The organism is Nonomuraea sp. NPDC004354 (assembly GCF_053602555.1).
In genome coordinates this window covers 357,718-374,018 of record NZ_JBSGDV010000002.1, presented here as the reverse complement: position 1 = coordinate 374,018, position 16,301 = coordinate 357,718, and the positions used below count along the sequence as shown (strand labels likewise).

At 69.2% G+C, this 16,301-nt stretch carries 14 protein-coding genes; 9 read left to right on the top strand and 5 right to left on the bottom strand.

Annotated features, from left to right (window positions below):
* Window positions 1–85: 85 nt before the first annotated feature.
* Complete coding sequence (gene dnaA, locus ACWENQ_RS07430; RefSeq protein ID WP_449916042.1) at window positions 86–1,603, bottom strand: chromosomal replication initiator protein DnaA; 1,518 nt, start codon at window positions 1,601–1,603, stop codon at window positions 86–88.
* 445 nt (window positions 1,604–2,048) lie between these two features.
* Here dnaA and rpmH point away from each other — a divergent pair, with 445 nt between their 5' ends.
* The 8 genes from rpmH (at window position 2,049) to ACWENQ_RS07390 (ending at window position 8,473) form a co-directional block, all read left to right on the top strand.
* Window positions 2,049–2,186: a 50S ribosomal protein L34 gene (gene rpmH / locus ACWENQ_RS07425; RefSeq protein ID WP_043614899.1), complete on the top strand. Its 138-nt coding sequence runs from the start codon at window positions 2,049–2,051 to the stop codon at window positions 2,184–2,186.
* Window positions 2,187–2,251: 65 nt separating this feature from the next.
* Complete coding sequence (rnpA, locus tag ACWENQ_RS07420; RefSeq protein ID WP_449916039.1) at window positions 2,252–2,602, top strand: ribonuclease P protein component; 351 nt, start codon at window positions 2,252–2,254, stop codon at window positions 2,600–2,602.
* Window positions 2,599–2,877, top strand: coding sequence for a membrane protein insertion efficiency factor YidD (yidD, locus tag ACWENQ_RS07415; RefSeq protein ID WP_354919282.1), 279 nt, complete (start codon window positions 2,599–2,601; stop codon window positions 2,875–2,877). The genes rnpA and yidD overlap by 4 nt, the downstream gene beginning before the upstream one ends.
* Window positions 2,878–2,881: 4 nt before the next feature.
* Entirely contained in the window at window positions 2,882–3,838 is a 957-nt protein-coding gene (gene yidC / locus ACWENQ_RS07410; protein ID WP_449916036.1) for a membrane protein insertase YidC, read from the top strand.
* 33 nt (window positions 3,839–3,871) lie between these two features.
* Window positions 3,872–4,360 (top strand): Jag family protein, encoded by a 489-nt coding sequence (locus ACWENQ_RS07405; protein ID WP_354919277.1) that lies wholly within the window; start codon window positions 3,872–3,874, stop codon window positions 4,358–4,360.
* A gap of 203 nt (window positions 4,361–4,563) precedes the next feature.
* Entirely contained in the window at window positions 4,564–5,235 is a 672-nt protein-coding gene (rsmG, locus tag ACWENQ_RS07400; protein WP_449916033.1) for a 16S rRNA (guanine(527)-N(7))-methyltransferase RsmG, read from the top strand.
* Between the two features lie 137 nt (window positions 5,236–5,372).
* On the top strand, window positions 5,373–6,296 hold the full coding sequence (locus tag ACWENQ_RS07395) for a ParA family protein (protein ID WP_449916032.1): 924 nt from the start codon (window positions 5,373–5,375) through the stop codon (window positions 6,294–6,296).
* Window positions 6,297–7,507: 1,211 nt separating this feature from the next.
* Window positions 7,508–8,473, top strand: coding sequence for a ParB/RepB/Spo0J family partition protein (locus tag ACWENQ_RS07390; protein ID WP_452413166.1), 966 nt, complete (start codon window positions 7,508–7,510; stop codon window positions 8,471–8,473).
* A gap of 308 nt (window positions 8,474–8,781) precedes the next feature.
* On the opposite strand, the gene ACWENQ_RS07385 is transcribed toward ACWENQ_RS07390, so the two are convergent.
* The 4 genes from ACWENQ_RS07385 to ACWENQ_RS07370 all read right to left on the bottom strand — a co-directional run bounded on the left by ACWENQ_RS07385 (window position 8,782) and on the right by ACWENQ_RS07370 (window position 14,886).
* Window positions 8,782–9,057: a hypothetical protein gene (locus ACWENQ_RS07385; RefSeq protein ID WP_452413165.1), complete on the bottom strand. Its 276-nt coding sequence runs from the start codon at window positions 9,055–9,057 to the stop codon at window positions 8,782–8,784.
* A 1,404-nt stretch (window positions 9,058–10,461) separates the two neighbouring features.
* Window positions 10,462–11,508: a threonine aldolase family protein gene (locus tag ACWENQ_RS07380; protein ID WP_452413164.1), complete on the bottom strand. Its 1,047-nt coding sequence runs from the start codon at window positions 11,506–11,508 to the stop codon at window positions 10,462–10,464.
* 510 nt (window positions 11,509–12,018) lie between these two features.
* Complete coding sequence (locus ACWENQ_RS07375; RefSeq protein ID WP_452413163.1) at window positions 12,019–12,978, bottom strand: D-alanine--D-alanine ligase family protein; 960 nt, start codon at window positions 12,976–12,978, stop codon at window positions 12,019–12,021.
* A 675-nt stretch (window positions 12,979–13,653) separates the two neighbouring features.
* Window positions 13,654–14,886, bottom strand: a complete 1,233-nt coding sequence (locus tag ACWENQ_RS07370; protein ID WP_354919306.1) for an aminotransferase-like domain-containing protein — start codon at window positions 14,884–14,886, stop codon at window positions 13,654–13,656.
* A gap of 262 nt (window positions 14,887–15,148) precedes the next feature.
* Between ACWENQ_RS07370 and ACWENQ_RS07365 the strand changes: the two genes are divergently transcribed.
* Window positions 15,149–15,766, top strand: coding sequence for a GNAT family N-acetyltransferase (locus ACWENQ_RS07365; RefSeq protein WP_354919262.1), 618 nt, complete (start codon window positions 15,149–15,151; stop codon window positions 15,764–15,766).
* Window positions 15,767–16,301: the final 535 nt, after the last annotated feature.

Below are 16,301 nucleotides of genomic sequence, written 5' to 3'. Positions count from 1 at the left end.
GCGGCGTTCGCGCTTTTTGATCTTCATCTGGCCCCGGAAAGGCCGTCTGAGCTGGTCCACAGAGTTATCCACAGGCTGTGCACAATCAGGCTTTGGATGTCTGCTTGATACGCATTGTCAGTTCGTTGACCTGGTTGTACATCGACCTGCGCTCGGCGATGAGGGAGCGTATCTTCCGTTCGGCGTGCATCACCGTGGTGTGGTCACGGCCGCCGAACTGCTGCCCGATCTTCGGCAACGACAGGTCGGTCAGCTCTCTGGCCAGGTACATCGCGATCTGGCGGGCGCTGACCAGCGCCCTGCTGCGCGAGCTTCCACACAGGTCGTCGATCGAGATGCCGAAGTACTCGGCCGTCTTGGCCATGATCGTGGCGATCGTGATCTCGGAGCTCGCGTCGGTGGTGATGAGGTCTTTCAGCACCACCTCGGCCAGCTGGAGATCCACACCCTGCCGGTTGAGGCTGGCGAACGCCGTGACCCTGATCAGCGCGCCCTCGAGCTCGCGGATGTTGGTGGAGATCCGGCTGGCGATGTACTCCAGCACCTCGGGCGGCGCGGCCAGGCCCTCCTGGATGGCCTTCTTCCGCAGGATCGCGATGCGGGTCTCCAGCTCGGGCGGCTGGACGTCGGTGATCAGGCCCCACTCGAACCTGTTGCGCAGCCGGTCCTCCAGGGTGATCAGCTGCTTGGGCGCCCGGTCGCTGGAGATGACGATCTGCTTGTTGGCGTTGTGGAGGGTGTTGAAGGTGTGGAAGAACTCCTCCTGCGTCTGCTCCTTGCCCTCCAGGAACTGGATGTCGTCCACAAGCAGGATGTCGATCGCGCGGTAGCGGCTGCGGAACCCGTCGGCCTTGTGGTCGCGGATGCTGTTGATGAAGTCGTTGGTGAACTCCTCCGAGCTCACGTACCGCACCCTGGCGCCGTCGTACAGGGACTGCGCGTAGTGGCCGATGGCGTGCAGCAGGTGGGTTTTCCCCAGGCCCGAGTCGCCGTAGATGAACAGCGGGTTGTAGGCCTTGGCGGGCGCCTCGGCCACCGCGACGGCGGCCGCGTGCGCGAACCGGTTGCTGGCGCCGATGACGAACGTCTCGAACGTGTACTTCTGGTTGAGCCTGGCCGGCTCGCTCGGCTTGGTGCTCTTGGCTTCCCACCGGTTCTGTGGAGGCTCGGGCTGCGCCTGTGGATATTCGGTGGATATCTGCGACGGCTCCGACGGCGGGGCGAAGAAGAGAGAGGGATCCGGCGCCTGGTAGGCGGGCTGTGCATAACCCGGCACAGGCTCCGGCGCCTGGGGATAACTCGGCGCCGCGGGCTGGGGATGAGGCTCGGCGACGGGCTGGTCCGGGGTGGTGGTGTCGATCATCACGGCCACGCGCACCGGCCTGCCGAGCTCGTGGGACAGCGCGTGGCTCACCGGCGTGCGCAGTTTGCCCTCGATCAGGTCCTTGAGGAACTCGTTGGGGACGCCGAGCACGATCGTGTCGCCCGCCATGGCGATCGGCCTGACCATCGCCAGCCAGGTGCGCTGCTGGATCGGCAGGTTGTCGTTGAGGAAGTTGGCCAGCGCGTGGGCCCATACCGTCCCGAGGTCGTCCTCGTTCATGGTGTGGCTTCCCCTCCGTCGTTTTCCACAGATCGCAACCGCCATGATCGCGGATTGCGTGTCTATCCACAGGTGTGTCTCGAGCGATCTCCGCAGACGATCCACACGTGATCCACAGGAGATCCACAGGCTGTGCACAGAGTGATCCCACCATTACGGCCGGGCTCGGGGAGTTGTGCACACCTGTGTTCAAGTCGTTGTCCACAGCCTAGTGGCACCTGAGTGCACAGACTGTGGACGTGCTATCCACGGTGGAAAACTTGCCTGTGGAAACGTGGAAAACCCCGCCGGTTTGACCTCGGCCCTGCCTGACCCGTAACGTACGACGGTCGGCTTGTCACGTGACGGCTCTTTTGCATGCCCTCGCGAGCTCGGCAGGCCAGCCATGTGTGTCACGCGCTCTCGCTTGCAGGTGGGGGCGCACTTTCAAGCCTGGAGCCCACTCGTGAGCAAGCGTACTTTCCAGCCGAACAACCGTCGCCGCGCGAAGACCCACGGCTTCCGGCTGCGTATGCGCACCCGGGCCGGCCGCGCGATCCTCGCCGCTCGTCGCCGCAAGGGCCGCGAGAAGCTGTCGGCCTGACGGTCGTCCTGTCTCAGCTTGGTCGCCCGCCGGCGCTGCTTGTCGGCGGGCGATAGGCGTCTGACGTGTTGTCGCGAGAGTCCCGCATGCGGCGGGGTGAAGACTTCTCCACCGCGGTCAAGCGCGGTGCCCGCGCCGGCCGTCCCACCCTCGTCCTGCATCTGAAACTGACCGAGGAAGACCGGCCACCGATGGTCGGCTTCGTGGTCAGCAAGGCCGTGGGCGGTGCTGTCGTGCGCAACAAGGTCAAGCGGCGGCTCCGACACCTGGTGCGGGACCGTATAGTGCGGCTGCCGCGAGGTAGCCTGCTTGTGGTACGCGCTAATCCACCTGCCGCGTCCGCGCGACACGAGCGCCTTGCCGCTGACCTCGATGCCGCGCTGGATCGTTTGTCAAGGCGAGAACAACAACGATGACGGAGCAGACGCAAGGGGCGCCGAGCCTACCGGCTCGGATCCTCATCGCCCCCATCCGGTTCTATCGGGCGTTCATCAGCCCGATGCTGGGTCCGCGTTGCCGTTTCTACCCCTCATGCAGTGCTTATGGGCTTGAGGCGATAGCCGTACATGGTGCTTTGCGCGGCATATGGCTGACTGTCCGGCGAATCGGGCGTTGCCACCCATTCCACCCCGGAGGTTTTGACCCGGTGCCCCCACGCCCGGTTCCGTCCGACGAAACGCAAGGGAGCTAGCTCGGTGGAGCTGTCCTGGCTTAACTGGCTCTACACAGCCATCGCCCAAATCCTGACCTGGATCCACCAGGCCTACAGCACCGTTCTCGACCCGGACAGCGGGCTGACCTGGTCGCTGACCCTCATCACGATCACGGTCCTCATGCGGCTGGCGATCTTCCCGCTCTTCCTCAAGCAGATGCGTTCTTCGCGCAAGATGCAGGAACTCGCGCCCAAGGTGCAGGAGATCCGCAAGCGCTACAAGAACGACAAGCAGCGCATGAACGAAGAGGTCATGAACCTCTACCGGGGCGCCGGCGCCAACCCTCTTGGCGGCTGCCTCCCCGTTGTCGCGCAGTTCCCCATCTTCATCTCGATGTTCACCGTGCTGAACGCGATGGCGCACGGCCAGGTCAAGTTCGGGATGACCAAGGAGTTCGTCGACAGCGCCCGAGCCGCGCACATCTTCGGCGCGCCCCTGCCGGCCAACTTCTGGATGAGCGCCGAGCAGATCGAGTCCTTCAACGCCGGCGTGCTGCAGACCAAGATCGTGCTGGCGATCTTCGTGGCGATCAGCTCGCTCACGACCTTCCTCACCGTCAGGCAGTCCGTCACCCGCTCCATGCAGCAGATGCCGGACAACCCGATGGCGCAGCAGCAGAAGATCCTGATGTACGTCTCTCCGCTGTTCGCCTTCTTCAGCCTCAACTTCCCGCTGGGCCTGATCTTCTACTGGGTCACCACCAACCTGTGGACGCTCGGCCAGCAGCACTGGTTCTACTCCCGGCACCCCATGCCGGAGTACGACGCCAAGGGCAACGTGATCCCCGTCAAGCCCAAGCCGAGCCTGCTGTCCAAGGTGCGAAAGAGCCCGGCCGTCGCCGAGGAGGAGGCCCCGCCCGCGCCGACGGAGCCTAAGATCGTTCGGCGGCAGCCGGCCAAGCAGACCCGCAGCAAGCGCACGGGCAGCAAGAAGTCTTGATCCTCACCCACCAGCACGAAAGAGAGGCCTGACGTGACCGAGGCCGAGCAGGAGAAGGCTCCCGATCTTGCGGCGCTTGAGCAGGAAGGCGAGATCGCGGCCGACTACGTCGAGGGGCTGCTCGACATCGCCGACATCGACGGCGACATCGACATGGACGTCGAGGGCGACCGCGCGCTGGTCTCCGTCGTCGGCGTGAAGGGCACCGACCTCGTCGGCCCCGGCGGCGAGATCCTCGAGGCGCTCCAGGAGCTGACCAGGCTGGCCGTCCACCGGCAGACGGGGGAGCGGTCGCGCCTCATGCTCGACGTCGCCGGCTACCGCGAGAAGCGCAGGGCCGAGCTGAGCAAGCTCGGCACCGAGGTCGCCGAGACCGTCAAGCGCAACGGCGAACCGAAGTCCCTGCACCCGATGACCCCCTTCGAGCGCAAGATCGTGCACGACGCGGTGGCGGCCGCAGGGCTGCGCAGCGAGTCCGAGGGCGAGGAGCCCAACCGTTTCGTCGTGGTCCTGCCCGCCTGACCCTCCACCGGGTACGGCAGGCACCAACGCCAGGCCGTCGGCTCCTTCGGGGCTGGCGGCCTTTCGTTTGAGATCACACCGTTCTGGCTCCCGGCTTCCGCGCCTCGACCGGAGCGACGGCGGAGACGGCTAGTCTTCGTCCTTACCGGCGCTCCGCCGTACCACCCCAAGAACACGCACCTTCAGGAAAGGCCACCGGATCAGTGAGCGACGAGCTGACGGCTCCCCCGCAGATAGCGCGCGAGGTGTTCACCGGCGACGCCTGGGACAGAGCGCGGCAGTTCGCTGAGCTGCTCGCCGGTCCAGGCGTCGTGCGCGGGCTGCTCGGCCCGCGCGAGGTGCCCAGGATCTGGGACCGGCACCTGCTCAACTGCGCGGTGGTCGCCGAGGCCGTCCCCCAGGACGTCCGCCTGGTCGACATCGGCTCGGGCGCCGGGCTGCCCGGCCTGGTCCTGGCGATCGTACGGCAGGACCTGTCGGTCACGCTGCTGGAGCCGCTGCTGCGCCGTACCGTCTTCCTCGAGGAGTGCGTCGACACGCTCAAGCTCGACAACGTCGAGGTGCTGCGCGGGCGAGCCGAGGAACTGGCGGGCAAGCGGGTGTTCGACGTCGCCTGCGCCCGCGCCGTGGCGCCGCTCGACCGGCTGCTCAAGTGGTCGATGCCGCTCCTGCGCGAAGGCGGCGAGCTGATCGCGATGAAGGGGGAGCGGGCCGCGGAGGAACTCGCCGAGGCCGAAGCCCAATTGCGGGCCAGCGGGGCACAGACGGCTGAGCTGATCACGGTCGGGCACGGTAAGGTCGAGCCGCCTGCAACTTTGGTCCGCGTGGTCGCGGGTCGCGCGCCAGAGCCAGGTCGGCGCCGACGAAAGAGGTGACGGTTGTGCCGGGCACGTCCAGTGGACTCGGTTGGCCGGGTGAACCCGGTCCCGAGAGCCTCGAGGGTGTCGGCTGGCCGGATTTGGGCGTGTCGCGGCACCGGATGACGGGCAGGACCCGGCCGCTGGTTGAAAGGATGGCCATCGTGACCCAGACCCCCCTTAACCCCGGCGATTCGCCGCTGGTACGAGAGGCACTCAGCTCCGTGGTTTCACGTGAAACATCTGCGACTCAGACAGCGGACACCGTAACGCCGGGTGACGACTCCTGGCCGCGCCCGTCCAAGACTCGCATCATCGCCGTTGCCAACCAGAAGGGCGGTGTCGGTAAGACCACGACGTCGGTGAACCTCGCTGCCGCCCTGTCGATGAACGGCGAGCGCGTCCTGGTCGTCGACCTCGACCCCCAGGGCAACGCGTCGACCGCCCTTGCCACCGAGCACCGCGGTGATGTCCCCGATGTGTACCAGGTGCTCGTCGATGACCTCCCGATGGCCGACATCGTCAAGGCCGTGCCCGACATGCCCGGTCTGTACTGCGCGCCCGCGACCATCGACCTGGCGGGAGCCGAGATCGAACTGGTCTCCCTCGTGGCCCGCGAGGCCCGGCTGCGGCGGGCGCTGACCGCCTTTGACGCGGTGGAACTCGACTACATCATCATCGACTGCCCGCCGTCGCTCGGACTGCTGACCGTGAACGCGCTCGTGGCGGCCGACGAGGTGCTCATCCCGATCCAGTGCGAGTACTACGCCCTCGAAGGACTCGGCCAGCTGCTCAGGAACGTCGACCTGATCAAGGCGCACCTCAACCCGACGCTGAGCCTGTCGACGATCGTGCTGACGATGTACGACGGGCGGACGCGCCTGGCCTCCCAGGTGGCCGAGGAGGTGCGGGCACACTTCGGGGACACGGTGCTGAACACGGTGATCCCGCGGAGCGTGCGGCTGTCCGAGGCGCCCAGCTACGGGCAGTCCGTGATGACGTACGACCCGGGGTCCAGCGGGGCGATGGCGTACATGGACGCGGCTCGGGAGATCGCTTACCGCGCGGTGAGCGTCTGACGGGCCACGCGGACAGGGGAGTCCTTCAGCATGAGGGCTCTCCTCGCCGCCGGCCGTACTGGTTGGCGCGCTCTGCTCCTGGCCTGCAGGGCTCGACAGCCGCGCTCCGCGCCTACCTGGGGCGCTGCCGCGGCCGCACACTTCGCGCGCTTCACATCGGGTAGCGCACCTTCCGCGCGTTCCATGCGCGCGCTGTACACAGCCCCTGCCTACGCCGGACCTGCATCCGCATCAGTTTCAGGCGCCCTTCCACGCTTGCCTGTGCCCCGCGTCGGTCCCAGTTCCACGCCGCCCGGACCAGGACTCGCCTCCATGGCCTCAGGCTCGGCACGCCCAGGCCCCGCCCGCCCGGTCCCCACTTCCGCGCCGGTCCAGCGCCCGTCCAGCCGCGCCAGACACCGCTTCCACGTCCCGCCGAGCCAGGGCACCCCGTCTGCGTCATCTGGCCGCGCCAGGCACCGCCTCTACGCTTGCCGGTGCTCGCATCGGTCCCGTTTCCACGCCGCCCGCGCTAAGGACCCGGTTCCGCGCCTCCCGTGCGGTCCGTGCCAGACGCCGCTTGCGCGCCTGCCTGAGCCCGCGCTGGGCGCCGCTTGCGCGCCGCGCCGGGGTCCCCGCCAGACGCCGCTTCCGCGCCGCCCGTGCGGTCCGGGCCAGGCGCGGCTTCTACGCCGTCCGGCTGCACCGGGTGCCGCTTGCCGTCATGCCTGAGTCCGCGCCGGGCGCGCGGCTCCCGCGCCTGCCTGCCGTCCGTCCCAGACGCCGCTTCCAGGCTCATCGGTCGCACCGAGCGCTGCTTACGGTCGGTCCTGCCTGGGTCCACGCTGGGCGCCGCTACCGCGCCTGGAACGCCTGACGGCCGCCTTCCGCGGCAATCGGCGGATGGACATCAGGCCCGCGAGAAGCCCGACCACAGGGCATCCCTCGCTCGTCCCATCCCCGAACCCCATCCAGCCCGATGACCGCGTGTGGGGCAACCAGGGGGGGCGAAGGGGGTCCGATGGCTCCCGGCTTGCGGGTGACTGCCCCAATCGCGTCCACTCCCCGGTCAACTCTTCACCGACGCCACATCTCTGTGCCGTTCCGGTTCCGGTTCGGGTGGGATGTGGCAAACCCGACCGAACTGCGTGTGGCGAGCGGGCACTCCGACACGCTCTCGACGGTAACCTCTCCAGAAGCGACAGGAGCGGCCGGGTGGATGAGGAGACGCAGTGAGTCAGCAGCGGCGGGGACTGGGCAAGGGACTCGGGGCGCTCATCCCGACCGGCCCGATCGTTGACGGCACAGGCGCGGTGCCATCCACGTCCGCTTCCCCTCAGGAAGCGGGCCCGCAGCCCATCGCCGGGGCGTACTTCAGGGAGGTCGCCCTCAGCGCCATCACCCCGAACCCTCGCCAGCCACGCGAGGTGTTCGACCAGGAGCGCCTGGACGAGCTCGCCGCCTCGATCAAGGAAGTCGGCCTCCTCCAGCCGATCGTCGTGCGAGCCGTGGGCGCCGGCAGCTACGAACTCATCATGGGGGAGCGCAGGTGGCGCGCCTGCCACCTCGCCGGGCTCGACCCCGTTCCCGCCATCGTCAGGAACACCCAGGACGACGACCTGCTCCGCGACGCCCTGATCGAGAACCTCCAGCGCGAGCAGCTCAACCCCCTTGAAGAGGCGGCCGCCTACCAGCAACTCCTCGACGACTTCGGCGCCACCCACGAGCAGCTCGCCCAGCGGGTCGGCCGGTCACGTCCGCACATCACCAACACGCTCCGCCTCCTCAACCTCCCGCCCGACGTCCAGGTGCGAGTCGCCGCCGGGATCATCACGGCCGGGCACGCCCGCGCCCTCCTCACCCTCGACGACCCGCGCGCCATGGAGTACCTCGCCAAGCGCATCGTCGCCGAAGGGCTCTCTGTCCGGACGGTGGAGGAGATCGTCGCGACCGGCGGCGCCAAGGCGGCCGGCACCGAACCCCGATCCCGTACGGCGAAGCGCCCTTCGATGCCCGGACTCGTCCGCCTGGCCGACCGCCTGTCCGACCACTTCGAGACGAAGGTGAAGGTGGACCAGGGGCGTAGGAAGGGCCGGATCATCGTGGAGTTCGCCACGATCGACGATCTCGAGCGCATCATCAGCGCGATGGCTCCCGAGGCGGCCCAGGCGATGCGCGACGGAGACGGGGAGTTCTAGCTTCGCGTTTCACGTGAAACAACGGGAGGTCGGCTGAAGCTGGCCTCCCGTTTCACGTGAAACACCCGTCGCGCCGACCGCTGTGCCAGTCCCCGGCGACCTGCACGCCACCCAACGTCGGCTCCTCGCCCGCGCCAGTGGGATCCTCGCTCGCACCCAACGTCGGCTCCTCGCCCGTGCCAGTCGGCTCCTCGCCCGCACCCAGCGTCCGGCTCCTCGCCCGCGCCATTGCCGGCTTCTTACCCACGCCAGTCGGCTCCTCGCCGCACAGCCGCGTCGTCCGCGTGCTCGCAGCACCAGGCGGCTGCTCACTGCACGAGCGCCATATTGAGCTCCCCGTGTCGTGCTGCCCTGCGGCCAATCGCGCCGCGCTGACTGTCAGGCAGCCATGGTGCCGTGCCGCTCAGCGGCCAGCCTCCGACGACCATGGACGGCGTGATGCCAGAGCGGCCCACCTTGCCCAGCAACCATGGCGTCATGCCAGAGCGGTCACCTTGCCCGACGACCATGGGGTCGGGACCCGGGCGGCCATCGTGTGCGGTGACCTCGATGGCGATCCAGGCGGCACCTTGCCTGACGACCATGGCGTCGGGCCTTGCGCGGCCATCCCGTGAGGCGGACGACCACGGCGTCTGCTCCGGCGACCCTGTGCGGCGGCCATGGCGTCTGCTCCGGCGGCGATCTTCTCCGGCGCCCATGGCGATGGGCCCCAGGCGGCTACCTTGCGTGGCGGTCATGGCATGGTGTCAGCCCCACCGGCCATGCCATCCGGCGGCGATGGCACTCGGTGGTGGTGACTCCCGGCGGCGATGGCGCCCGGCGGTGGCGAAGCTCGGCGGTGACCACGCCCGGCGGTGGCGAAGCCCGGCGGTGACCACGCCCGGCGGCGGCGACGCCCGATGGCGATGGCGCCCGGCGGTGATGATGCTGTGCTGCCCAGAGGAACACCGTGCCCTGCGGTCATGGTGACGGCCCCCGGGACGCCGTTCACGCCCGCAGGGCGCCGAGCGGGCATCATGCCGCACAGCCACGACACCATCGCCCCCAGGGAGAGACCCTCGCCCGTCTTGCGTGGCGGTCATGGCGTTGGGCCTGAGCAGGCCTCTCCTGCCCGGCGGCGATGGCGCTGTGCCTGACTCCATCCCACCGTTGACTCATCCCACCGCACCGACCCCTGCCAACCGAAGCGGTCTGCGTAACTGCGGCACGGCGGATGCGCAGCCGCGGCACGCGTGGCTGGGACGGCCGCCCCCTTGCCGCGTTGCCGTCCTCGAAGGCGTAGCCGCGTTGCGGCCTCGAAGGCGTAGGGGACGGTGGCGTGGAGTCAGGGGAGTCCTATTCAGCCACGCGCTGATGGCACAGGCCCGCACGGCAGACCGGGCACTGGATGCGCCGAGCCGTGCCTGCCGTACGGACGAGGACGGGCAGGAGGGGCGGAGTGTGCAGCGGTCGGCGTGGGCGTTGACAGTGGCCATGGTGCGGCACACGGCGTAGTCGCGTATTCGACTGCCTTCCGGTCGGTCGCCGAGATTGCACACCGTCATGTCCCACGCTTCACGTGCGCGTCGTTCCACGTGAAACGGTCTCGTTCGGGGACGGGCGCTGTTTCACGTGAAACGGCCGAGCACGCGCACGCGAGGGGAGGGTGAACAGCGGCACGCTGCGTTTCACGCGCAACCAAACGGGGCTGCCGGTTTCACGTGAAACCAACAGCTTCAGCGGCGACAGCGATGCCTCCTGAGGGAAGCCCGGCGACGAGGACGCCTCCCGCCGCGGCGGGCACGGTCTCGCGATGCAGGCGTAGCGCTGTACGGGGCCAGCCGTCCCGCTTCACGTGAAACCGATGCCACAGGGCAACCTACAGGCACCCCAGGCGCTATCAAGTTTCACGTGAAACTCAGGCGGTGGCGGGTCGGGGGATCGGGGGAGTGCGCCTGCGGCCAACCGGTTCCACCGGAACCGCGGCACTCGATGAAGGCGGTGCGCGGTCAGGCGGTCAACGCGCTCCTGATGTCGCGGACGAAGTCGTCGACCTGCTCGGGCGTCGTGTTGAAAGCGGTCATCCAGCGAACGACCCCCGTTTGCTCGTCCCACACGTGGAACAGGTACCGCTCCTGAAGCCCCCTGGTCGCTTTCTCCGGGAGGGTGGCGAACACCGCGTTCGACTCCACGGGGTAGGCGAGGTCGACGCCGGTCAGCCCCGCCACCCCCGCGGCGAGCCGAGTGGCCATCGTGTTGGCGTGGGCGGCGTTGGCGCGCCAGAGCTCGTCCGTGAGAAGCGCCGACAGCTGCGCCGAGACGAAGCGCATCTTGGACGCCAGCTGGAGCGACTGCCGCCGAAGGAACGGCACACCGCGGCTCAACGACGGTTCCAGCACCACGACGGCCTCGGCGGCCAGCGCGCCGTTCTTGGTGCCACCGAGGCTGAACACGTCGACTCCCGCGTCGGTGGTGATCGCCCTCAGGGAGCAGCCGAGATGTGCCGCCGCGTTGGCCAGGCGGGCGCCGTCCACGTGGAGGAAGAGTCCCGCCTCGTGGGCCGCCTCGGCGAGGGCGGCGATCTCGTCGGGGGAGTAGCACGTGCCGAGTTCGGTCACCTGCGAGATGGAGACGACCTTCGGCTGCGACTCGTGCGGGTTGCCGAGGCCGCCGAGGCGAGCGGTGATGTCCTCCGGGGTGAGCTTGCCGTCGGCGGTCGGAACGGTGACGAGCTTGACGCCGAGCAGCCGTTCCGCGGCGCCCGCTTCGTGGGTGGCGATGTGGGCGGTGTCGGCGCAGATGATGGCGTCGTACCGGCCGAGCATGAGCGCCAGACCGACCATGTTGGCGCCGGCGCCGTTCAGCACGGCGAAGCCCTCGGCGGCGCCACCGAACTCGGTCCTGATCTGGCTCTCGAAGACGGCGGTCGCCGCGTCGCCACCGTACGCGGGGGCGTCGCCGACGTTGGCCGCGGAGATGGCGTCGAGGATCGCCTGGTGTACGCCGGCGTGGTTGTCGCTGGCGAAGCTCTTGGGATACAGGGAGTCGTTGAGCACATCGCCAGGCTAATGACCCGGTGTCATCTCGGTGCACCGAGCCCTTCAGCGCTGGCGGTCGAGGGCACGGTCACTGGTCAGCAGGATGTTGACCTGGGCCCCGATTTCTGCCGAGCCGCCTCGGGTCTCGCGCGCGAGGGCGAGGGCGGCCTCGAACTGGGGACGGACCCGGATGCGGGGGCTCGGCGGGCCTGCTGCGTGTCTGGCGATCGGCGCCAGGAGGGCCGCGCGTTAGGAACCCGCGGAGGTGGGGCGCACCCGAGGAACGCACACCGGATCAGCGGGTGACGCGGCTCGCGGAGTACTGAGGAAGGTCGCACGGCGGCAGAAAGTGGGGCGGCCTGAGGAGGGCGCACGGAACCATCCGGCGCGGTGATGGCCGGCGTGCTTGAAGGCAGCACATGGTGGTGTGCTCACGGAACAACGCGAACGGGCCCCACAGAGCGGCGCTCTGGCATGCCTGCAGGGGCAGGGCGGGCCGGAGGGGCAGGGGGCGGGGCGAGGGAAAGGTCAGGGGGTGGTGGCGCGCTGGGCGGCGCGCTCGAGGAGGGTGCGGCAGAGCACACCAAGGTCCTGTCCGGCGGCCTCCACCGCCATCGGCAGCAGCGACGTCTCCGTCATGCCGGGAGCGACGTTCACCTCGAGGAAGTGTGGCAACCCGTCGGCGTCCACGATGAGGTCGGTACGGGAAACGTCCCGCAGTCCCAGGGCGGTGTGCGCGGTGACGGCCATCTCGGCGCACGCGGCCGCGGCGTCGGAGGAGAGGCGGGCGGGGGCGAAGAACTCGGTGTGCCCGGCGGTGTAGCGGGCCGCGTAGTCGTACACGCCCTCGTCGGGGACGATCTCGACCGGCGGCAGCGCCACGGGCCCCTCGCCGAGGTCGACGACGGACACCGACACCTCGACGCCGTCCACGTAGCGCTCGATCAGCGCCGTGTCACCGTACGCGAAGCAACCCACCATCGCCGCCGGGAGCTCCTCGGCCGTCCGGACGAACGACGCTCCCAACGCCGAACCGCCGCGCGCGGGCTTGACGAACAGCGGCAGGCCCAAGCGGTCGACGATGCGCGCCAGCACGGCGGAGGCTCCGAGGTCGTGGAACGTCTCCTTGGGCAGCGTCACCGAGTCGGGCGTGCGCAGACCGACCGACCGGACGACCGCCTTCGCCGACGGCTTGTCGAAGGCGACCCTGCACGCGTCCGGGTCCGCGCCGACGTAGGGGACGCCGAGCAGTTCGAGCACGGAGCGGATCGCGCCGTCCTCGCCCGCCCCGCCGTGCAGGGTGACGAACACGGCGTCAGGCCGGTCCGCGAGCACCGCGGGGACCAGCGAGGCGTCGGTGTCCCTGGTCTCGACGTCGATGCCGGTCGCGCGCAGGACCTCGCTCACCCGCCGCCCCGAACGCAGCGAGACCTCCCGCTCGTAGGACAGTCCGCCGGCAAGCACGAGCACGTGACTCAGGTCGCTCATCAAAACCCCTCCGCATGTCGCCGGCGCCGCACGATGTTCCACCGTACCCGTCCTGAGCGCCGCCCGTTCGCCCTCCTGTGCCCTCGGATCATCCCGTACGGCACGCCGTCCCACGCGCCTCCGCAGTCACCACTGACCGCCCGTCCAAAGGACGCTCCTCGTGCGCACGTGGCCGGCCGCCGCAACGGCGAACCGACAAACGGATTCCACACCTGGCCACCCGGAAAGCGAAAAGCCGCCCAGCCGGACGCCGCGCCTGGACGGCCGAGGGAGAACGGGGAGCCTCGACGGCCGCGGGAGAACGGGGAAGGGAAGCAGGGCCGGCCGGTAGGCGCGTCTGGCCGTTCAGCCACGGCCGGGATCGGACCGCCTAGCCCACAGGCGGAGTCGGACCGCCAAGCCCACGGGCCCACCAAGCCCAAGCCCACGGGCCCACCACGCCCACAGGCTCACCACGCCCACAGGCTCACCACGCCCACGGCCAGGATCGAACCGCCAAGCCCACGGCCGGTAGCGCGTCTTGCCAGGGGCCACGGGCGGAATCCGACCGCCGAGCCCCTTGACCCCCCGCTCCGCAGAATCGCTCTCCTGCAAGAAAGTGAAACAGCCGGCACCCCCCGAACGGGGTGCCGGCCGTACCACTGGATGAGCGGATCTCAGGTGGATGAGCGGATCTCAGGCCAGATCAGGTCCGGGCGTGTCCACGCCGTGCGGCGCGGGAACGGACCCGGTGCCGAACGTGTCGCGGAGCTGGATCTCCTGTTCGATGACCCCGGCGAGCCTGCGCACCCCTTCCCTGATCCGGTCCGGCTTCGGGTAGCAGAACGACAGGCGCATGTGCCTGGCCCCGCTGCCGTCGGAGAAGAAGCCGGTGCCCGGCACGAACGCCACTCGTTCGGCCACCGCCCGCGGCAGGATCGCCTTGGAGTCGAGCCCTTCGGGGAGCGTCGCCCAGACGAAGAACCCGCCTCCGGGGCGGGTCCAGGTGACGCCGGGCGGCATCAGCGATTCCAGCGACGTGAGCATGGCGTCGCGGCGGTCCCGGTAGAGCTCGCGGAACGACTTGATCTGCTCGCGCCACGGCTGGGTCGCGAGGTACTGCCCGACGGCGAGCTGGGTGAACGTCGAGTGGGACAGGACCGCCGACTCCATCGCGAGGACGAGCTTGTCGCGGATGGCGTGCGGGGCGAGGGCCCAGCCGACGCGGAAGCCGGGGGCGAGCGTCTTGGAGAACGACCCGAGGTACACCACTCCGTCAGGATTGTCCGCGCGGAGGGTGCGCATGGGGTCGCCGTCGAACCCGAGCAGGCCGTACGGGTTGTCCTCGACGATCAGGATCCCGGCCCGCTGGCAGATGTCGAGCACCTGCTGGCGGCGGGCGGTGTTGAGCGTGACGCCGCCGGGGTTGTGGAAGGTCGGGATCGTGTAAAGGAATTTGATACGGCTTCCCGCGGCGCGCAACGCGTAAATCGTCTGCGCGAGCGATTCGGGAATGAGTCCCTGGTCATCCATCGCGATATGGACAACTTTCGCCTGATATGCGGCAAATGTTCCCAGTGCGCCGACGTACGAGGGACCCTCGGCGAGCACGACGTCGCCCGGGTCGATGAAGATGCGGGTGATCAGGTCGAGCGCCTGCTGCGAGCCGACGGTGGCCACGACGTCGTCAGGGCTGGCCTCGATGCCCTCGAGCCGCATGACCTCGCAGATCTGCTCGCGCAGGTGCGGATCGCCCTGCGCGGAGCCGTACTGGAGGGCGACGGGGCCCCGGCGCGCGACCAGGTCGGAGACCAGCTCGCCCACGACGTCGAGGGGAAGGGCCGTGACGTACGGCATGCCGCCGGCGAGCGAGACCACCTCGGGCCTCGACGCGACGGCGAAGAGAGCTCGAATCTCGGAGGCGACCATCCCGGTAGCTCGTGCCGCGTACCGATCGACATAGGCGTCGATGCGCGACCCTTGGGTCACGGGCGTCCGACCGTGATCCGTCTCTTCTTCCGTCACGGTCCACCTCCTAGGTGTCAAATGGGGGCCGAGAGACCAGAGTACGTCAAAGCCGTGACTCGCCCTCGACCGGGAGAGTCCTCTGGCGAATGCGCCTCTGAGCTACGATGCCAGCTGAGGACGCGGTAATCGCGCGCTTTTCCGCCAAGCAACGATTGGGGCAGAGTTGTCGCGTCGGCTGGCCAATGTCACCCTGGACAACCTGGATGATCTGCCGCGCCGGTGCCGGCAGTGCGTCTTCTGGGAACTCGACCCCGTCAGCGGGGAGCGGGCGGTGAAGACGGGCGACCCGGGCCTGGAGAAGGAGGCCTGGATCTCGGCGACGCTCCTCGAATGGGGCAGCTGCGGAAAGATCGTCTATGTCGACGGGGTGCCCGCCGGGTTCGTCCTGTACAGCCCGCCGCTCTACAGCCCGCGGTCGGTGGCGTTCCCGACCTCGCCGGTCAGCGCGGACGCCGTCCTGCTGATGACCGCCCACATCATCCCCGAGTTCTCGGGCGGCGGGCTGGGGCGCATGCTCATCCAGGGAGTGGCGAAGGACCTGACGCGGCGCGGGGTGCGGGCGATCGAGGCGTTCGGCGACCTGAAGTGGGAGGAGCCGAGCTGCGTGGTGCCCGCCGAGTACCTGTTGTCGGTGGGGTTCAAGACGGTTCGCCCGCATCTGCGGTTCCCGCGGCTGAGGCTGGAACTGAAGACGGCCATCTCGTGGCGTGAGGACGTCGAGGTGGCCCTGGAACGCCTCTTGGGCTCCATGACCCCGGAGCGCGCCCTCCGCCCCGTCTGACGCGCTTCTGGGGCCGCTCGCACGGCGACGGCCTCGGTCGCGCCCTTCACCGCCCGGAACCGGCGAGTGCGCGCGCGACCGACGGCTTGGGCCACGGCCACCACGGTTCCCAGACCGGCGGTGATCCCCCGCACGGCCAGGTGTCCCCGGTCGGCAGAACGGCACAAGCAACGGCTCTCACCCTTGACCAACCCCCGGCCGGTCCCCGAAGGGCGTCCGTCGAGCGCGGCCGCGACCGCCACACACCGGCTGCCACGTCGTCAAGTGCGGCCGTGATCGTCCCTGGTGCGGCTGGGATTTCCTGGAGGACAGGGATGCTGCGTCGTGTGGGGTCGTGACCGTCCTGCGCGTGGCGGGGTTCCTAAAGGGCGTGGGACGCGGGGTCGGAGGCTGTCCCGACCGTCCTGAGTGCGGCGGGGGTTCCGGAAGGGCGAGGTCGCGGGGTCGGAGGCTGTCCCGACCGTCCTGAGTGCGGCGGGGGTTCCGGAAGGGCGAGGTCGCGGGGTCGGAGGCTGTCCCGACCGTCCTGAGTGCG

Coding starts and splice junctions, on each gene's coding strand:
- dnaA (WP_449916042.1), bottom strand. CDS start 1,603: ATGAACGAGGACGACCTCGGGACGGTATGGGCCCACGCGCTGGCCAAC.
- ACWENQ_RS07395 (WP_449916032.1), top strand. CDS start 5,373: ATGGCCATCGTGACCCAGACCCCCCTTAACCCCGGCGATTCGCCGCTG.
- ACWENQ_RS07385 (WP_452413165.1), bottom strand. CDS start 9,057: ATGGTCGTCAGGCAAGGTGCCGCCTGGATCGCCATCGAGGTCACCGCA.
- ACWENQ_RS07375 (WP_452413163.1), bottom strand. CDS start 12,978: ATGAGCGACCTGAGTCACGTGCTCGTGCTTGCCGGCGGACTGTCCTAC.
- yidD (WP_354919282.1), top strand. CDS start 2,599: ATGACGGAGCAGACGCAAGGGGCGCCGAGCCTACCGGCTCGGATCCTC.
- ACWENQ_RS07370 (WP_354919306.1), bottom strand. CDS start 14,886: ATGGTCGCCTCCGAGATTCGAGCTCTCTTCGCCGTCGCGTCGAGGCCC.